Source organism: Sulfurospirillum sp. HTRB-L1 (assembly GCF_059415125.1).
On sequence record NZ_JCAHZR010000004.1, the window covers coordinates 232,873 to 251,092 of the forward strand.

General features: G+C 44.0%; 17 protein-coding genes and 2 pseudogenes. 11 read left to right on the top strand and 8 right to left on the bottom strand.

The genetic code is table 11. The features are described 5' to 3' along the window. Positions 1–130 precede the first annotated feature (130 nt). Both AC5SLM_RS08895 and AC5SLM_RS08900 read left to right on the top strand, forming a co-directional pair. Entirely contained in the window at positions 131–823 is a 693-nt protein-coding gene (locus AC5SLM_RS08895) for a 4Fe-4S binding protein (protein WP_495250596.1), read from the top strand. A gap of 7 nt (positions 824–830) precedes the next feature. Then, complete coding sequence (locus AC5SLM_RS08900; protein WP_495250597.1) at positions 831–1,877, top strand: 4Fe-4S binding protein; 1,047 nt, start codon at positions 831–833, stop codon at positions 1,875–1,877. Positions 1,878–1,890: 13 nt separating this feature from the next. Here AC5SLM_RS08900 and AC5SLM_RS08905 read toward each other — a convergent pair whose 3' ends face one another. Further along, positions 1,891–2,187 (bottom strand): transposase, encoded by a 297-nt coding sequence (locus AC5SLM_RS08905; RefSeq protein WP_495250636.1) that lies wholly within the window; start codon positions 2,185–2,187, stop codon positions 1,891–1,893. A 399-nt stretch (positions 2,188–2,586) separates the two neighbouring features. Here AC5SLM_RS08905 and AC5SLM_RS08910 point away from each other — a divergent pair, with 399 nt between their 5' ends. Genes AC5SLM_RS08910 through AC5SLM_RS08920 form a run of 3 tightly spaced genes read left to right on the top strand, consistent with a single transcriptional unit; the run spans position 2,587 to position 6,769 of the window. Next, positions 2,587–5,277: a molybdopterin-containing oxidoreductase family protein gene (locus tag AC5SLM_RS08910; protein ID WP_495250598.1), complete on the top strand. Its 2,691-nt coding sequence runs from the start codon at positions 2,587–2,589 to the stop codon at positions 5,275–5,277. Between the two features lie 15 nt (positions 5,278–5,292). After that, positions 5,293–5,931, top strand: a complete 639-nt coding sequence (locus tag AC5SLM_RS08915) for a 4Fe-4S dicluster domain-containing protein (RefSeq protein ID WP_495250599.1) — start codon at positions 5,293–5,295, stop codon at positions 5,929–5,931. Beyond that, the gene (locus AC5SLM_RS08920) at positions 5,924–6,769 is read left to right on the top strand and encodes a dimethyl sulfoxide reductase anchor subunit family protein (RefSeq protein ID WP_495250600.1); all 846 of its coding nucleotides are present in this window, start codon (positions 5,924–5,926) and stop codon (positions 6,767–6,769) included. The genes AC5SLM_RS08915 and AC5SLM_RS08920 overlap by 8 nt, the downstream gene beginning before the upstream one ends. 468 nt (positions 6,770–7,237) lie before the next feature. Here AC5SLM_RS08920 and AC5SLM_RS08925 read toward each other — a convergent pair. Then, positions 7,238–7,405: pseudogene (locus tag AC5SLM_RS08925) on the bottom strand (hypothetical protein); the annotation flags it as partial. 223 nt (positions 7,406–7,628) lie between these two features. On the opposite strand from AC5SLM_RS08925, the gene AC5SLM_RS08930 reads away from it, so the two are divergent. From AC5SLM_RS08930 to cydB, 3 genes are read left to right on the top strand one after another with little or no spacing between them, the layout of a single operon-like run. Continuing rightward, entirely contained in the window at positions 7,629–7,841 is a 213-nt protein-coding gene (locus tag AC5SLM_RS08930; RefSeq protein ID WP_495250601.1) for a DUF4492 domain-containing protein, read from the top strand. Between the two features lie 3 nt (positions 7,842–7,844). Next, the gene (locus AC5SLM_RS08935; protein ID WP_495250602.1) at positions 7,845–9,380 is read left to right on the top strand and encodes a cytochrome ubiquinol oxidase subunit I; all 1,536 of its coding nucleotides are present in this window, start codon (positions 7,845–7,847) and stop codon (positions 9,378–9,380) included. Beyond that, positions 9,373–10,497, top strand: coding sequence for a cytochrome d ubiquinol oxidase subunit II (gene cydB, locus AC5SLM_RS08940; RefSeq protein ID WP_495250603.1), 1,125 nt, complete (start codon positions 9,373–9,375; stop codon positions 10,495–10,497). Before AC5SLM_RS08935 ends, cydB begins: the two co-directional genes overlap by 8 nt. Positions 10,498–10,675: 178 nt before the next feature. Here the strand turns inward: cydB and AC5SLM_RS08945 are convergent, their stop codons facing one another. Together AC5SLM_RS08945 and AC5SLM_RS08950 are read right to left on the bottom strand one after the other, a co-directional pair. Beyond that, entirely contained in the window at positions 10,676–10,822 is a 147-nt protein-coding gene (locus AC5SLM_RS08945) for a hypothetical protein (RefSeq protein ID WP_495250604.1), read from the bottom strand. Between the two features lie 2 nt (positions 10,823–10,824). Next, the gene (locus AC5SLM_RS08950; RefSeq protein WP_495250605.1) at positions 10,825–10,980 is read right to left on the bottom strand and encodes a hypothetical protein; all 156 of its coding nucleotides are present in this window, start codon (positions 10,978–10,980) and stop codon (positions 10,825–10,827) included. A gap of 100 nt (positions 10,981–11,080) precedes the next feature. On the opposite strand from AC5SLM_RS08950, the gene AC5SLM_RS08955 reads away from it, so the two are divergent. Both AC5SLM_RS08955 and AC5SLM_RS08960 read left to right on the top strand, forming a co-directional pair. Further along, positions 11,081–11,554 carry a hypothetical protein gene (locus AC5SLM_RS08955; RefSeq protein WP_495250606.1) on the top strand — a complete coding sequence of 158 codons (474 nt, stop codon included), beginning with the start codon at positions 11,081–11,083 and terminating at the stop codon, positions 11,552–11,554. An 84-nt stretch (positions 11,555–11,638) separates the two neighbouring features. Continuing rightward, positions 11,639–11,842: pseudogene (locus AC5SLM_RS08960) on the top strand (4Fe-4S dicluster domain-containing protein); the annotation flags it as partial. An 88-nt stretch (positions 11,843–11,930) separates the two neighbouring features. Here the strand turns inward: AC5SLM_RS08960 and AC5SLM_RS08965 are convergent. The 4 genes from AC5SLM_RS08965 to AC5SLM_RS08980 form a co-directional block, all read right to left on the bottom strand. Then, a complete protein-coding gene (locus AC5SLM_RS08965) occupies positions 11,931–13,799 on the bottom strand; it encodes a methyl-accepting chemotaxis protein (protein WP_495250607.1) in 1,869 nt (622 codons plus the stop codon). Between the two features lie 102 nt (positions 13,800–13,901). Continuing rightward, complete coding sequence (locus AC5SLM_RS08970) at positions 13,902–14,711, bottom strand: M48 family metallopeptidase (RefSeq protein ID WP_495250608.1); 810 nt, start codon at positions 14,709–14,711, stop codon at positions 13,902–13,904. Between the two features lie 55 nt (positions 14,712–14,766). Further along, entirely contained in the window at positions 14,767–15,474 is a 708-nt protein-coding gene (locus AC5SLM_RS08975) for an SIMPL domain-containing protein (RefSeq protein WP_495250609.1), read from the bottom strand. A 12-nt stretch (positions 15,475–15,486) separates the two neighbouring features. Next, positions 15,487–16,410, bottom strand: a complete 924-nt coding sequence (locus AC5SLM_RS08980; protein WP_495250610.1) for an AEC family transporter — start codon at positions 16,408–16,410, stop codon at positions 15,487–15,489. Positions 16,411–16,600: 190 nt separating this feature from the next. Here AC5SLM_RS08980 and AC5SLM_RS08985 point away from each other — a divergent pair, with 190 nt between their 5' ends. Then, a complete protein-coding gene (locus AC5SLM_RS08985; RefSeq protein WP_495250611.1) occupies positions 16,601–18,220 on the top strand; it encodes a ShlB/FhaC/HecB family hemolysin secretion/activation protein in 1,620 nt (539 codons plus the stop codon).

The window sequence follows — 18,220 nt, forward strand, 5'->3', positions numbered from 1 at the left end:
AACCCTTAGCATTTCATTTTTTATCCTCTTGGTCATTATAGGCTTAGCTTTTCATACAGGCACAGGAACGCTCAGTGCCTTTGGGTACAGTACTGTTTCAGCGATTTGCCCTCTAGGCTCCATTGAAGCATTGATTGCGAGTAAAACATTTATTCCAATGGTATTTGTATCATTAACAGTTTTTTTACTGATTAGTATTGTATTCGGTCGTATTTTTTGCGCGTGGATGTGCCCAGTACCGCTTTTTCGAAAATGGTTCCCCAAAAAAAAGGAGGTAAAAAATACCCCTGATACGCCAATCTATGAAACAAAACCCAAAGAAGGATTGCTGGCCTCTGCAAAAAAAGTGGACGCTAGCTATTACGTCTTAGGTGGCGCCTTAGGTTCTACGTTTATTTTTGGATTTCCTGTGTTTTGTTTAATTTGCCCCGTGGGATTAACCTTTGCCGTCATTGTCAGCTTGTGGAGATTAATTCAATTCAATGAGCCCACATGGTCTTTAATTATTTTTCCTGCCATTTTGGCACTTGAACTTATCTTTTTTCGTTTTACATGTAGAAAATTTTGCCCTTTGGGTGCGGTAATCTCTTTGGCGAGTCGGCTCAATCTCTTTTTTAAACCAAGCATTGATAAAACACGCTGCCTAAGAACAAGCAAGGGTACTGAGTGCACCGTTTGTCAAACAGTGTGCCATGAAGAGATTGATTTGCACGAACCCTTAGGCAATGAGGAAATTGCACGCTGTACTAAGTGCAACGATTGTAAAGATGCGTGCCCCATGCAGGCTATTTCATTTAGATTTTTTCAAAAGAAATCTTCATAGAGCCTCCATGTTGGTAGATATTCATTTTTTTCCCGAACGTTGCCTTAAGAGTAAACATCGCGCTTCATTATGTCGCTTATGTTACGATGTTTGCCCAACCCATGCTATTGAACACACAGGAACTGCCTTGCGGTTTGATGTCCTTAAATGTGTGGCGTGTGGCGTGTGTGTTGGAATCTGTCCCATGGATGCCTTTGAATCCAAAGAATTTTCAGATGAAAAACTCTTACACGCCATGGCAAAACAAAGAGAACATACAGGAAAAATTGTCTTTACATGTAAAAAGACTCAAGCACCCAAAGATGCCTGCATCGTTCCTTGTTTAGCACGGCTGGATAGCTCTTTACTGTTGCATGCATGCAGTTTTAAGGCTTCTGTTGTTGAGCTCATTCATGCGCCATGTGAGCATTGCTATGCTTCTTTGATGCGCATCTGGCTTGAGCAGACATTTACAAACGTTCATAACCTTGTGCGTGAAGCATCCAAATTCAATCACTCTTTTTTACATGTAAAAGAGCAACAAAGGGCAGAACATGAAGAAAAAAAGCAAGAAGGGATGAGCCAAGAAGGCCATGTGAAAAGAAGAATATTTCTAAGATTCTTAGGTCAAAAAATAGCACCCAAACAGCAGCCCATCACCACATCTACCGCGCCTCGAAGCGTGCCAAAAGACGCTAACACACATCACTCTTTCGAAAAAAATCATCGAAGAATAGCTGCTCTGATGTTCATAAAAAAGGAGTGCGAGCGCTTGAATCCAACCCTGCCCATTGGTTTCAAACCAATGGTTGATGCGAACCAATGTAAAATGTGTTCGATTTGTACAAAAATCTGTCCTACAGGTGCTTTAGCACTTGAAAGCACTAACCCATTTACGTTGACACATCACGCCAACCAATGTATTGAGTGCCACTTGTGCGAAGATGTCTGTTTTGCACATGCTATTTTTTTTACCACAAAAGAGGTTAATGACGCGTTGCAAAAAACGCCCTTAACGCTTTTTCATCAAGAATTAAAATCTCAAAACAATACTGTTGTCATTTTTACAACGTAACCAGACAAAAAATTTAAAGATTGAACGCTTTGAGTGTATTGTTAACAAACACCTGTTCTTTCTTTAGCTGGTCCAAACGTTTTTCAAGACGCGCATTCTCTTTTTTGAGTGCGTCAATACTCTTTTTCTCGGGTATCTCATTAAAAGCAAAACTTGCATTATCTAAAAACTGCTGTTTCCAATTCATAATATTTTTAATAGAAATAGCATACTCATCGGCTAAGTGTTGCAACGTTTTACCTGAGCCAAGGGCCTCTAGCGCAACTTGCATTTTAAATTCAGGGGAATAACTGGTACGCTTTCTGGCCATCGGCACTAAACTCCTCAATATTTTTAATGCAAAATACTGCTCAATAAACCAACTTATCTCTTTTGTTTATTGAGACCTTTTTGAAGTTTATTGTAACACAAAACACTTTCTTATCCCCATAAATACCACACTATTTTTTTGAATAAAAATATATAAATAATTGTATTGACAATTAGTGGCATTAATCATATAATTCAAAATGTAAATCGATTTATTAAGACATATTTTATTATGAATTAAATTCTAAGTGGCCATTAGCAATTCATATAAAAAATGTCGGCGTTACAAAATTATGGTGGTTTCATTAAAAAAATTTATGAAATCTAATCACACACACATTTAAAACGTTAAACCTTTAAAGATGTGTTTTCCAGATTTTTGCCGTATAAGGAGAAGTGTATGGAACACAAAGAACAAACAGTCTTTGGTAGAAGGGATTTTCTCAAGACCACTGCTGCTATTAGTGCTTTTGGTGCACTGAGCAGTACGTGGAGCGGTGGATTGGTGCCTCGTGCGCATGCTGCAACACCTGGCCAGATATCCGACAAAGTTGAAATCATCCGAACAAACTGCCGTAACTGTACCGCAGATTGTGGTGTATTAGCACATGTTAAAAATGGTCGCGTTATTAAGCTAGAAGGTGATCCTGAGTTTAAAAGAAGCGAAGGAGCATTGTGTGTAAAAGGACTTGCGGGCATTCAAGCACTCTACCATCCTAATCGACTTAAATACCCAATGAAGCGAGTTGGCGCTCGTGGGGAAAATAAATGGAAACGGATTTCATGGAAAGAAGGAATTGATGAAGTTGCTCAAAAATTGATGGAAATCCGTGAGAAATACGGGGCAGAATCAGTAATGGGAGGAACAGGTGGTGGTGGAAATCCCAACTTCCCAAGCGTATGCCGTTTTTGTAATGTTTTTGGCTCTCCCAACTGGTTTGAACCAGGCGCTTCACAATGCTATATGCCACGGCAATCCGTCTATTGGATGATGTATGGCGGCGGGCCCAATGGAAATCCAAGCCTTGCGGACTCAAATGGTTTAGAAGCTTATTTTTATAATGAAATTAAAATGAAAACATTCGTGCTTTGGGCAACAGACCCCTCTTACAGTGGTCCATCACAAGCAGGACGTGCCCTTGTAGAACTGAGAGCTCGTGGCGTAAAGACCGTTGTTGTTGACCCACGCTTCACTCCAGATGCAGCTAAAGCAGATATCTGGCTACCGATTCGCCCAGGAACGGATGTCGCCTTAATGATGGCATGGATTAAGTACATTCTTGAACATAACCTGTACGACCATGAATTTGTACTCAAATGGACAAATTTACCATTTTTAGTCAACACCCAAACCAAAATGATTTTACGTGAAAACGAGTTATTTGAAGGTGGACGCGCTGATACCTATGCAATCTGGGACACCAAAACAAACTCGGCCAAAGGATTGACCTATCCGTGGGATGAGGCGCTCGAACCAGCGCTATTTGGTACATTTACAGTTAATGGCACACAGCATAAAACAGGCGCGACACTCTTACAAGAAAGAGTTGCTCCTTTTACAATTGCCAAAGCGGCCAGTGAATGCGGACTGGAAGAGAAAAAAATTATAGCGGCAATTAAAATGTATGCTGAAAATACACCATCAAGCATCGGCTTGGGTGTTGCAGTCGACCATGGCATCAACTCTTCTGAAGCAGCGATGGGTGGCGCAACGTTGGATATCATTATGGGCAATATTGAAAAACCGGGCACCATTTTGCAACGCTATAAAGGCGAAACAGGTGGCGCACTTCGTACTACACGTTTACAGCATTTTCTTACAAAAGAACAGTTGCTAAAACGCTTAGGCACGATTGAACACAAGGGCATGTTACAGTGGTGGGTAGCACAACCGACCCCATTACTTGAAGCCATGCTTACAAAAAAACCATACGGTATTCATGCGTGGATTGAGCGCTCTGGCAATAAACTGGGCGTGGTGGCAAATGCGACTCGATGGGTAGAAGGCATGAAGCAATTAGATCTTATCGTTCATGCATTTACCTATCCCACCTCTTTTTCTGCATATTCAGATTATTTATTCCCGTTGACAGAATGGCTAGAGACAGATTTCATTACACAATCTTTCAATGTCATGTTCGCGAGACGTGCCGTGACACATCTGTGGGAGACATGCAATGAAGACTTCTTTTGGACTCAAATTACAAAACGATGCGGTGAATTGGGCCATGAAGGATGCAAACGTTCGTTTGACCCAAAAGAGACCGCCCCTGAAATACCCAACTTCAATTCGTATGAAGAAAAGCTAGACTCATGGACTAAATTCTTTGGTATGACATGGAAAGAGTATATTCAAAAAGTTCCGTTTGAACATATACCATTTAACGAATTCAAACAATACTATCGTTATTTGGATATTGATCCAAAAACAGGAAAAGCAGCCGGATTTGGTACACCTTCAAAAAAATGCGAAGTGTATGGTGAATGTTTTATTAAACTAGGACGAACAGGGAGACCGCTGTCACCTTTTGACTTACCACCAGCTTCCAAAGATTATGATCCACTCTTGTACTACAGAGAGCCGCTTGAAAATAACAATTCTCCGGAAGGAAAATTATTCCCTCTCATTATGACCAATGGTCGTTTACCTATGTATCACCATGGCACCCTTAGAAATATTCCTTACCTAAGAGAGATTTATCCTGTGCCTGAAGTATGGGTTAATCCCATAGCCGCTAAAAAATATGGTGTCGCACAAGGCGATTGGACGTGGATAGAATCTGCAAGAGGAAAGATTCGGGGCAAAGTGAGAGTTACGGAGGGCATTCCACCAGATACTGTCTATATGGAACGCTTTTGGAATCCTGAAACCTTAGACACACCAACAGCTGGCTGGCAAGAAACGAATGTCAATGTCCTCTCAAGAGAACAAGGTCCGTTCAACGATATCTTTGGAACGTATACCATACGAGGGTATCGCGTAAAGATTTATAAAGCAGAGAGTGCGCCAAAGGGCATCTGGGAGAAGCCAGAAGAGTTTAAACCATGGCTACCGCAACCATCTGAAACCACCAAAACTGTAACACTATAAGCAAAGGAAGAAGCAATGAAAAAAACAATGGTTATCGACCTAGATCGTTGTATCGGATGTTACTCTTGCGAAATATCGTGTAAGATAGAAAACGATGTGGCATTGGGCGTTTATTACAACAAAGTATTGACGATTGGCCCCATGGGAACATTTCCTGATATAGAACAGTACCATTTGCCAACCATCTGTCAGCAATGCTACAACCCAACCTGTGTGGACGTCTGCCCAACAGGCGCTTCTTTTAAAGCGTCGGACGGGACCGTTATGGTCGATAAAGAGCTATGCATTGGATGTAAATATTGCATCATGGCATGCCCTTACGGCGCACGCTCCTTTAACGAAGAACAAAAAGTGGTTGAAAAATGTACTTTATGTGCACATTTAACTGCCGTGGGGGAACAGCCTGCATGCGTGAAAGTATGTTGCGCCAAATGCCGTTATTTTGGAGACATTGATGATCCAAGCAGCGAAGTCTCTAAGATTTTAAAAGCTGCGGGAGAAGAGAATATTCACACCCTTCCCGATCGTGGCAACCATCCATCTGTGAAATATATTTTACATCGCAAAACGGCTACATGGCAAGAATTACCACCTAAAGATACGTGGAGAACACCGTATCATTCTGGAAAAAAGGAGGAGAAACATCATGGATAGTGAATTTTCATTAGTCTTTTTTACATCTTTTGTAGATTTAGGATGTGGATTGTTTATCGCGTTGGCGATAAATGAGTGGTATGGCTTTAGTGAAAAGGTCAAACAGCGTGGTGCTATTGCTGCATTGGTTACCTTAGCACTTGGTGGTTTTTCCAGTGTTCTTCACTTGGGCCATCCTGAACGAATCTTTGGTGCACTAGGTCATCCGACCTCAGGTATTTTTATTGAATCAGTAATGATTGGCATTACAGGAATTTGTCTTCTTGCCTATATTTACGCATTGCATCGTCATGCTTCTAGGCAAACACTTAAGTCACTCACCCTCATTGGGGGTATCACGGCGGCTATTCTTGCTTTTGCAGTAGGTGATTCGTATGTCATGGGTGCACGTCCTGCATGGGATACCCTCACTTTGCCCTTTGTTTATTTGGCATCTGCGTTTTTAATGGGCACTTTGGCCTTTGGAGCCCTTTTGGTTGAACCAAATGCTGCAATGATTGAAAAAATAAAACGCTTCGTTCAAGTGCTAATTGCTGTTCAAGCCATTGCCATTATTGCTTATTTGGTTGCTTTGGTCGTTGCGCCGTATCAAGATCCTAGTCGCGCCGCATCGTCTGTGTTGTCTGGTGAATTTGCCATGCTCTTTTGGGTGGGTATTGTCATTGTTGGGCTTGCGCTTCCTTTTGGGCTGGTCTCATCATTTTCTGGTAAAAATGAAGGTGCTATTACTCTCTCGAATACCCCTTTTGCTTTGGGGCTTATTTGTGCTTTTGTTGGTGCCGCCATTTTCAGGATTATCATGTTCAATTTGGGTACTTCTGTTTGGCAATTCTTTTAGGGAAAGCTTCGTAAAAACTCTACGACATCCCTTTAAAAAAATCTAAAAAGCTATGCCAACGTTGGACTTTTTGCAAATTTTGTTTTGCAAAAAGTCCGGTTGTGCCTTTGCGCGGATTGATATACCAATCCGCCCTTCTCTTCTTCTTCTTCTTTTAACTCACACCAAGGAATGTTTATGAAAATGAGTAGGACTAAATACCAATGACAATGCGGTTGCTGGTGGCAATATTGATTTGTACTACGGTGAAATTGCTTACAAATTGCCAATCAATGATTTTACCTATGGAATTGCTCTTAATAGCGAATACAAATCAGCCACAACCAAAGATGATGGATTCATGTATGGCGCAAAAGCCAGTTTGGGCTATAAAGAGTTCGGTACTGTTCACCATTCTGTGTCAGCATCGAATAATTCCTAAAATTGCATCATGACCTTAGAGGCAGGCCACTTTCTGACTCCACCGCATCATGGCACGCTACTCTTTACATGTATAATTCCCCTAGCGCTCAAACGATAGTCCAACTCTTCTCTTGTGGCACCACCACGACAGATAACTGTGGCAATTTTTTGTAAAAAATCAATGCCCGCGTTTACGGATCCATTTTCTATTCTACTAATGACGGCGTGTGAAGTGCCAAGTTTTTGAGTAAGTGCGGCTTAACTTAACTTATATTGCATTCTAATTCCCGCCATCAAGCCACCCAGCTCCTTATATTTGCATTATGCTAAGTCTTTTACGCAAACGCCCTTGTAGGCGTGAATATTTTCAAAAGCACCGGTTTTTCACCAAGTTTGGCTATAGTGGGGCAGATTATAGCTTTAGATAAATTGAAAAATTATAGTAGGTTATCACAACATGAAACTTCTGCGACGCATTTTTTCCTTTTACAGCGAGGGATTTTCTAGCATGAAAGTAGGGAAACAACTTTGGCTCATCATCGGAATCAAACTTTTTCTCTTTTTTTTCGTCCTCAAATTCTTCTTTTTCCCCAATGTGCTCGAGACCCAATTTTCCACTGACGAAGATCGGGCAAATCATGTTATGCAGAACTTAACGCAACAAAGGTAACAGATGGAAAATACGCTTCTAGTGGACCTCTCACGGGCTCAATTTGCACTGACCGCATTGTATCACTGGCTTTTTGTGCCGCTAACCCTAGGACTCTCCTTTATTATGGCGATTATGGAGACCATTTACGTCAGAACAAAAGACGAGGCGTGGAAAAAGATTACGAAATTTTGGATGACACTTTTTGCCATCAACTTTGCCATTGGCCTAGCAACGGGGATTATCTTGGAGTTTGAATTTGGAACCAACTGGTCAAATTACTCTTGGATAGTCGGAGATATTTTTGGTGCGCCCTTGGCCATCGAGGGCATCATGGCGTTTTTTATAGAGTCAACCTTTTTTGCGGTCATGTTTTTTGGGTGGAACAAAGTCTCAAAAAATATGCACTTGCTTTCGACGTGGCTCGTTGCCATCGGCTCAAACCTCTCGGCCGTGTGGATTTTGGTTGCAAATGGCTGGATGCAACACCCTGTGGGCATGGAATTCAACGTCGATACGGCCAGATTTGAGATGCATAGCTTTTTGGATGTGCTCCTTAACCCAAATGGTGTTTCAAAATTTCTGCACACTATCGCTAGTGGGTACGTGATGGGTTCTTTGTTTGTGGTGGGCGTTAGCGCGTGGTATTTACTGAAAAAAAGAGAAGTGCTCTTTGCCAAAAGAAGCATCATCGTTGCCGCCTCTTTTGGGCTTTTTGCCTCGTTGTTTTTGGTTTTCACCGGAGACGAATCAGGACATCAAGTGGCGCAAACCCAACCCACGAAATTAGCCGCGATGGAGGGCTTATACAGCGGACACTCCCGTGCGGGCATTGTTGTGATTGGACAGTTAAACCACAAAAAAGAGATAGGCGACACGCAAGATGAGTTTTTGTGGGCGCTTGAAGTGCCCTATGCCCTTTCGTTTTTAGGCTATAGAAATATCAACGCCTTTGTTCCAGGCATAGACGATTTGGTGTTTGGAAATGAAAAGTTAAGCATCGAATCCGCACAGGTCAAAATAGAAAAAGGCAAGGTTGCCCTGAGCGCATTGCGGGGGTACAAAGAGGCAAAAAGAGCAGGGGACGTTGAAGCTACGGCGGCGCACCTGGAAACCTTTAGAGCCCACGAAACGTACATGGGGTATGGGTATTTGAAAGACCCCAAAAGCATCATCCCGCCAGTTGGGCTTACCTTTTACAGCTTTCACCTCATGGTTGGGCTTGGCGTTTGGTTTGTGGTGCTCTTTTTCTTTGTTTTGCTCTTTAGCATGCTAGGCAAACTTGAAAATAAAAAATTGCTCCTCAATGCCGCCCTTTTTAGCATACCTCTAGGGTATATCGCAGGCGAAGCGGGCTGGATAGTTGCCGAAGTGGGAAGACAACCGTGGGCTATTCAAGGGATGTTACCCACAGGTGTTGCCACCTCAAGCTTGGATGAATCGGCTGTTATCGTCACCCTCTCTTTGTTTGCAATTATCTTCACAGGATTGCTGATTGCGGAGATAAAAATCATGCTCAAGCAGATAAAAATAGGGCCGCAGGAGGAATCACATGTTTGAAAAGTTATCCCTTTTGGCACTCCAACAGTACTGGTGGTTTTTGATTGCTTTGATTGGCGCGTTGTTTGTTTTTGTCACCTTTGTCCAAGGGGGGCAGACCCTTTTGTATAAGATTGGCAAAGATGAAAAACAACGCACTGTTCTTGTGAACTCTCTGGGAAGAAAATGGGAACTCTCTTTTACGTCACTTGTCGTGTTTGGCGGGGCTTTATTTGCGGCATTTCCTCTTTTTTACGCGGTGAGTTTTGGCGGGGCATATTATGTTTGGATGGCGATTTTGTTCTGTTTTATCATCCAAGCAGTTTCGTACGAATACAGAAAAAAACCAGATAATCTCTTTGGCGCACGCACCTATGAAACCTTTTTGTTCATCAACGGAAGTGCGGGGATTATCCTTATCGGGATTGCTGTTGGGACGCTTTTCACAGGGGGAAATTTCATCAAAAATGAGATGAATCTCTCGTCTTGGACACTGCCTACCTATGGCCTAGAAGCTGTGCTCAATCCTTTCAATGTTGCCCTAGGACTCACACTGTTTTTTCTAGCAAGAGTCCAAGCGTCCTTGTACTTTTTAAACAATATCGCCGAAGAAGAAATCCTAAAAAACACAAGGACACAACTTGTCAAAGATGCCCTTTTGTTTGTGGGATTTTTTGTACTTGTTGGCACGATGCTTGTTTTGATGAGCGGATTTGCGTATGAGGGAGAGAGGGTGTTTATCGTTGAGCACAAGTTTCTCTCTAATTTTTTAGCCACGCCTCTTTTGCTCCTTTTCTTTGTGTCAGGAACCGTGCTTGTGGTGTATGCCATCCTTATTGCTTTAGTGAAAAAAAGCGATAAGGGCATTTGGTTTAGTGGCCCAGGAACGGTACTTGTGGTGTTAAGTCTTTTTTGCCTTTTAGGCTTCAATGGGACGACCATCTACCCTTCGCTAAGCGATATGGCCAGTTCGCTGACCATTGAAAACAGTTCAAGTTCACACTATACACTTAGTGTGATGGGTTACGTCTCGCTGGGAGTACCCTTTGTCGTGGCCTACATCTTCTTTGTTTGGAGGGTTATGGATAAGGAAAAGATAACGTCGCACGAAATCGAGGCAGACCCACATCACTATTAGGAGAAAAAAATGGTAAATTACACCTCGGGGATTTTATGGTTCGCCGCTTGGCCAGTACTTGTGTACGTGGCCTACCGATTTGTCCTGCTCAATATTAGTTACTTTGAAAAAAATATCAAAGACAGATAGTCCTTACATGTAAGAAATTTTTCTTACATGTAAGGTGTAAAAAAGGCTGTTATTTTCTGTTACAGCCTTTGCCTCTTCCTTGGCCTTTGCCAAACCCTTCGCCATTTCCATGGCAAGATTGGTCATGCTTCATGTTGCCACCACGCCCCATTCCAGAACCATTAAGGGCTCTTTTTTGCATACGTTTTTTTTCCATCATTAATCCTTTTGTATAAATTTTTTACAGCCTTTTTCTTCATTTCCACCGTTAGTGGAGAACTCTTTGGCGCCTTCGAGGAAGAGCTTATACCGTAAGCACTCATCTTTTTTTATACACGTGCTATTGTTGCAAGCAAGCACAACTTCTTGTTCCATTTACGCTCCTTATTTTGAACATATGTTCATATTATATCAAACATACGTTCAAAAAGAAAGAATCCAACATGCTACAATGCCACCAAAAAAAGGAAGTTCTATGGAGCTTATTTTCGCACAATACCAGAGTATTATCGTCTTTTTGCATGTTATTTCTGCTGTAGTGTGGGTGGGTGGCATGATTGCCATTCGCTTTAGCGCCCACTACGCCCTAGCCCAACTTGAAGGGCCACAACGTCTGGCTCGCACGGCACATATGCTCAACACTCTCTTCAAGATTGTCGTGCCCTTTGTACTGCTCTTGCTTCTTACCGCGCTTATCATGGCACTTGCCATGGGCTTGCATCAAAGCGACCTAAAAGTGCTCACCTTCGCCAAAGAAGGGATTTGGAGTGTGATGGCACTAAACCTTGGCATGATGATTCTACGCCGCAACAAAGCCCAACGCTTCATAGATGCAGGAGATTTTGCCAACGCAAAATCCATGCTAGGGCCAATCGGAACCCTCATGGTGCCCATCAACATCACACTAGGCGTGGTAGCGATTTTTCTAGGCGTGCTTTTGCGTTTTTGAAACGCGCTCAATCGCCCCACGCTATTTCCACGCTACACACCTGTTGTAAGATTTCCTTGCTAAAAAACTAAAAAAGGAGACGTTATGGCAGTAAAGATTACGGACGTTTGTATTTCATGTGGAGCCTGTATCGATGAGTGTCCCGTGGAGGCTATCGTGGATGATAGCGACAACCCAACGGATGCGGATATTTACTATGTGTACGCAGACAAATGCGTTGAGTGCGTAGGTCACCACGCTTCACCCGCGTGTATGGAAGTCTGTCCAACCGAAGGGTGCATTGTTTTTGCACATTAATAAGCCTCACGCTTTACATGTAAAGAAGAGGCTAGGCACACACGTGAATATAGTGTGCGCCTAGCCTTGAGGCCGCCCCCTAAGACTTAAACTTTCCTAACTCGTTGTTAAGATTTTCGGTCATGGTGTGCAAGTGCTCAGACGCTTGAGAAACGTTGTCGATGCTTCCTACGTTCTCTTTTGAAATCACATTGATTTTTTCGATTTCATCTACAATCTTTTTGATTTTTTCAGCCGTATCCACAAAGTCATTCACCGTGCCGTGAGACTCTTCGATGGTTTTATAAATCGTATTGGCAACCCCGTTCATGCCGTTTTGTAGCTCCAAAGAGACAGAAGCCAACCGGCTTACTTCCTGAGCATTAGCAGCGATGTCGGTATTGGCATCCATGATAGACTGTACTACCACGTTGATGGTTGCATCAATCTCCACAAGGCTTTTTTGGGTTCTCTCCGCCAATTTTCGCACCTCATCGGCCACGACCGCAAACCCACGCCCATGCTCACCCGCGCGCGCCGCTTCGATGGCCGCGTTGAGCGCCAAAAGGTTCGTTTGGTCGGCAATATCGCGGATGATGCCAAGCACATCTTTGACTTCGTTGGCATTTTGACTGACCGTATTGAGGCGATCGGCCAAGCCCAGTTCCTTGGCGGCTGTGGCTTGCATGGTGTGCTCCAACTCTTCCACTTTCGCTTTCACCTCCCCAATATCTTGCTGGGTGCTAGAAAGTGCTTTTTGGGAAGCCTTGGCTTTTTCCACAGAACTTTCAATGCTTTTTACTAACGCCGTGCCCTCTTCTTTTGTTTTTTCTACAATCCTCGACTCGCTGTCCACGTTTCGCACCACTTGCGAAGCAGTGCGTGAGAGCTCTTCTGAGATGGACGCATTTTCACTGCTGATGACTTTTGATTTTTTCACAATCTCGTGAAGTTTTTCAATGAAGCGATTGATGTTGCGTGAGACTTGTGAAAATTCATCATTAGCGGTCGCAACAAGCCGTTGGCGCAAATCTCCCTCAGCACTGGAGAGTTCTTCCACAACGCTGTTGAGTTTATCGAGAGGTTTTAGCAGTGTTTTGATTAAAAAAATCATAATGCCCATCGAAACAACGAGCATCATCACACCAATAAACACAAGTTCCCTTGTTTGGGCATTTAAAAAGGCGTACGCCACTTCTTTCTCAAAGGTGATGCCAGGAATCCAATTGGTCTCCACGGAAGCCTTGTAGGTAAAAATTTTATCGCTTCCATCAAAGGTGTATTCAATCATCCCCTCACTCGCCCCGCTAAAGCGCGACGCCAAGACAGACTCTTTGCCAATCATGTCAGATTTAGGGTGCACAACAATGACTTTTTTCGCGTCCAACAGCATGCCGTATCCGCCGTTAAAGTCAATGCCACCCACAGCCTTAGCAATGTGCGTTAGCTCAAAAGAGCTTGCAACAACGCCGATGATTTTGCCATTTTTGACGATGGGCGCCATCACAGCGACCAAGTCAATAGGATCAGCCGAGCCTCGGTAAATATCGGTCATGCCGGGCTTACCTGTGGTTTTACCCATGATAAACCACGGACGCGCACGCGGGTCAAACCCTGCTCTTGGCGTGGTATTGCTTCCGTAAATCATCACACCAGAAGCCTCGATGCCCACAAAGGTGTCGCGACTTTCTGCGGCACTTGTCGTTTCTTGAAGCACGGCTTTGATTTGTGCTTCGCTCATAGTTTCAATCTCGCTAAGCATGCGAGCCGCACTCATCAAGCTATTTTTTTTGCTCAGCACCCACAAATCAATGTAATCCGTCAAGCCTCGAGAGGCTATCTTAAGACTCTCTTCAACCTGCGCAACACTGTTTTTCTTCGTGTCAATGTAACTTATGACACCAAAGATACCCAAACTTAAAAACATCAGCACGGCAATCGTGGTGATAATCTTTGCTTTAAATGACACATCCACTCCTTGTAGTAGTTTCATATTCACCCAAAAATGTCACCACCATCATGCCACAACATGGTGACATAAATAAGACGGATGCCCCTTTACATGTAAGCCTTAGGGTTTGGGTGCTTTTTCATACAACGGCATCACACGCAAAGCAGCCTGATTAAGTTCAGCGATGCGCGACTGGGGCGAAGGGTGGGTGCTTAAAAATTCCAGCGGTGCACTTTGCGACACTTTTGCCATTTTTTCCCACACCCGCACCGCGCCTTTTGGGTCATAGCCCGCACGTGCGGCTAGTTCAAGGCCGATGATGTCCGACTCGCGCTCATGCTCTCGGCTGTAGGGCAGCGTGATGGTGTAGTGGGTCGCCATGTCTGCTAGCTTCATCACTTCACCCGAAGCACCCGTGGCTTTTTGTACGGCAAAAAGGCCAATCTGGCGCAACTGGTCTTGGGAAGCACGCTCACGGCTATGTTCGCGCAAGGCGTGGGCCATTTCGTGCCCCATGATGGCGGCGACTTCGTGGTCATCAAGCTTCAACTGGTCTAAAATACCCGTGTAAAAAGCAATCTTTCCCCCAGGCATACACCACGCGTTTAGGGTGTCTTCGGTGATGAGATTCACTTCCCACGCCCACTGGGTGGCATCTTGGCGAAACACGCCCACGTGTGCCACAAGGCGCTTGGCGATGGTGCGCAACCGTTCCACTTGGGCCTTGTCTTTATTGAGCTTATTCTCGGCTTTGGCCTTGCTCAACACTTGTGCATAGGCTTCGTTGGCTCCTGTTTGCATCTGATCCGAAGAGACGAGCATGAGTTGCCCACGGTTTACGCCCAGTGCGCCTCCTTGGGTGGAGCTTGCCACACATCCTGTCAGTAAAACCCCTACTACTATCGCCACCAAACCCTGCCAAATGCGCATTGTTCTCTCCTTGTATTTTGCCAAAAGTATAGCAAAAACCCTTACATGTAAAGGATTAGTCGTTCAAGTAATAGACCACCGTAGAAACCACCCGCACGGTTTTGATATGAGGGGTGTTTTTGTCGCGGTCGCTGATGCTAAACTGCCCTTGAGAAGCGGATTTTATTTTGCCTAGCTTGCTTTGGGAGTCATCTGCAAAGGTTTGGGCTGAGGCGCGCGCACTGAGTGTGGCTTCTTTGAGCATGGCAGGTTTGACCGCGTTGAGTTGCGTAAACAAGTACTCTACACGGTTTTCGTACATATCGGACTTAAAGGTCACTCCCTGCTTGCCAAGTTCCCCGATACTCACCATCGCCCCTCTGGCTTTGGCGACTTGGGTGCTATAGAGGGAAAGGGTTTGGTTGAGGATGTAGCGGTATCCGCCCTCATTTTGGCCGTATTGGTTACTGAGGCGGTCAAACACCACGGGCGCGCTAGTGGTCAACTCTTCGGCACTAAACCCTTCGGACTCCAAAAAGTTTTTGACCAGTTTTGTATCGCGCTCTAACTCTTGGTAGAGCTTGGCCAAATCATCGCCCGCGCGGGTAAATTGGATGGGCCAAATGACCACGTCTGCTTCCACTTCCGTCTCTGCTAACCCCTTCACCGAAACCGTGCGCTCCAACTGTTTGTATTTGACCACACTGCTTCCAAGTCCCATTCCAAGGGCTCCTGCGCTTAAAAGTAAAAATAACCCCAACACAAATGCGGAAGATTGTTGCATCACTCGCTCCTCTTAATGTAAAAAAATCAAGCTCATGAGCGGAATGCTCACAAGGGAAAACAAGGTGCTAAGCAGCACCGCAAAGGAAGCCTTTTCGGGCGCGGCTTTAAGCAATACCGCCATGGAGACAGCATTGGCCGCTAAAGGCACCACGGCGAAGATAAACATGACTTTATACAAGGCATCATTGAGCAAGCCAAGCCACGTTTGGTCAAGGTAAATAAGCCCAAACACCACCAGCGGCCACACCACAAATTTCGTCACAAAGGTCATACCCACAAAGGTAAAATCCATCCCCTTTTCCCGCACGCCTTTAAGGCCCATGCCTACCATCATCATCCCTAAAATGGCAAAAGTTCCCTTAAAATACTCCATAAAATCCATCAACGATTCGGAAGGAAACCACCCCATGTAGTTGCACACAAGCCCCAAGTGCATGGCATACAGCGAAGGCAACCGCGCCACTTTGAGAAGGCTTTGCCTAAACGTGTACTGCCCGCGCGCGATGATGTAAAACCCGATGGTACTCTCGTATAGCAAGGAGGCGAGCATAGTGAAAATGTACAAATTGGCCACTTCTGGCTCAAAAAGTAGCATCGCCAAAGGGATGCCAAAGTAGCCCGTGTTGCCCGTGCCTGCGCTAAAAGCAAAGATGTTGCGCGTGGCGTCCTCCCAAAAAAACTTCCCCACCCAGTAGAAAAAAAGGCACAACGCTGCGCTCACCCCAAACATGAACCACGGAAACCCGAGCACTTCAAGGCTGATGGTCACGTTCAAACTGGCCGCAAACACCACCACAGGCGAGATGACATAAATAAGCAAAGGCGCGATAGATTCACGGGCTACATGTAACCCCCGCGAAGCGATGTACCCCAGCCCAATCATCCCATAAAGCGGAAAGATTTTTCCCACCAAACCCATAAAAATGCCAAACACACGAACTCCTTGTAAAAGGGAGATTATACTCCAAAAAGAACACGAAGGGTTTGGAGAAATTTCTTACATGGCAAGGATATAACGTAAAATAACACCTTTTATAATTACTTAATTTAAATATAATACTTTAAACTATACAATTGTGCTTTTAAATTTTTATCCCTTATCTTTTTAGATTCAATGGAAGCCAATGATGCGCAAACAACTTATCTTGTATTTTCTTTTTCCTTCCCTTTTATTTTCAAGTCCCGCCCAAGAAGCCATCGACCAACGCGAGCAATTTGAGCGACAAAAAGAGGTGTTTGAAAAGCTTGAACAAAACCAACACCAAAACACCTTTCGCTACGAGGTCGAAAAACCAGCATTGCACACAAAAGAAGAGGAGCAATGTTTTCATATCACCGCAATCACAGATGAGGGAATCACCCTGCTTTCTAGCACCGAAAAAAACCTTATATATAGTCAATACATAGACAAATGCAACACGCTTTCTGAGTTATCAAACCTCACCAAACACCTCACGGCTTTGTATATTGAAAAAGGCTACATCACCTCTCAGGTTTACATCAAACCACAAAATATAGCCCAGGGGGAGATCATGCTTTACGCCACGGAGGGAAAAATAGCGACTATCTCACCCAAGGAGCGGTACATTAACAATGCTTTTTGGGGAGAAGAGGGTGCTTTTTTAAACATAAGAAACTTAGAAAATGCCATAGAAACCATCAACCGCCTCCCTAGCAACCACGCAAACATGAACCTGCTGCCTAGTTCCCAAGTAGGCTATAGCGACATTCACATCGAAAATACCCCCACAAATCGCATCAATGGCACTGTTGGCATCAATAATTTTGGCACAAAACAAACAGGAGATAAACAAGGAAATCTCGCGCTAAACATAGACAATCCTCTGGGTATCAATGACCAATTTTCCCTCAATCTCAACAGCACAGACCAGCACTTTAAAAATGAAAATTCCCTCGGAGACGGATACCAATACTCCTTTCCCTTTGGCAGACTGCTTACAACATTGAACTACCGCAAAAGTAACTACAAACAGTTTATTTATGGCGGAATAAACCAATACACCTCCAAAGGCAACACGCAAACCCACACGCTATCTTTTAACTACAAACTTTTTCACGACCTCTCTCACAGGGTCACCCTAGGCTCTTCGTTGTCGCGGTACCACACCAAAAACTACATAAGCGATACCCTCATAGAAACCTCTAGCTACAAGCTTTCCAAGGCTGGCTTGATGGTTGATTATTTGTACCAAACATCGGGTATGTACTTCTATACGGCCCTTAATTACACTAAAGGAACAGATTGGTTTCATGCCACAAACCCAACCCATCTCAACGAACACTACCATCTTTACACGCTTGATTTGGCTCTTTTAAAACGTGCGGACAAATTTCAATACGCCCTCAATGGCCATTTTCAATACTCCCATCACCAACTTTTCAACACTAACCAAATCAGCATTGGCGGGCACTACAGTGTACGCGGCTACCAAAAAGAGGGACTTAGTGGCAATACAGGGTTTTTCTTACGCAATGAATTTTCCTACCTCTCCCCAGTGCATTGGTTTGGCGCCCTAAGCCCGCATTATTTCGTAGGGTTTGATTATGGAGAGATTAAAAAAGAAGAAGACACCGCCGGAGGTGCTTTATTTAGCAGTATTCTTGGCCTCAAACTTCAGAAAGATTCCCTTAATACTTCATTGTATTACGCTATGCCTTTGCGAAAGCGCGATGTGTCCAAACATCAGAATTTTTTTGGATTCTTAGTGCACTATGGATTTTAA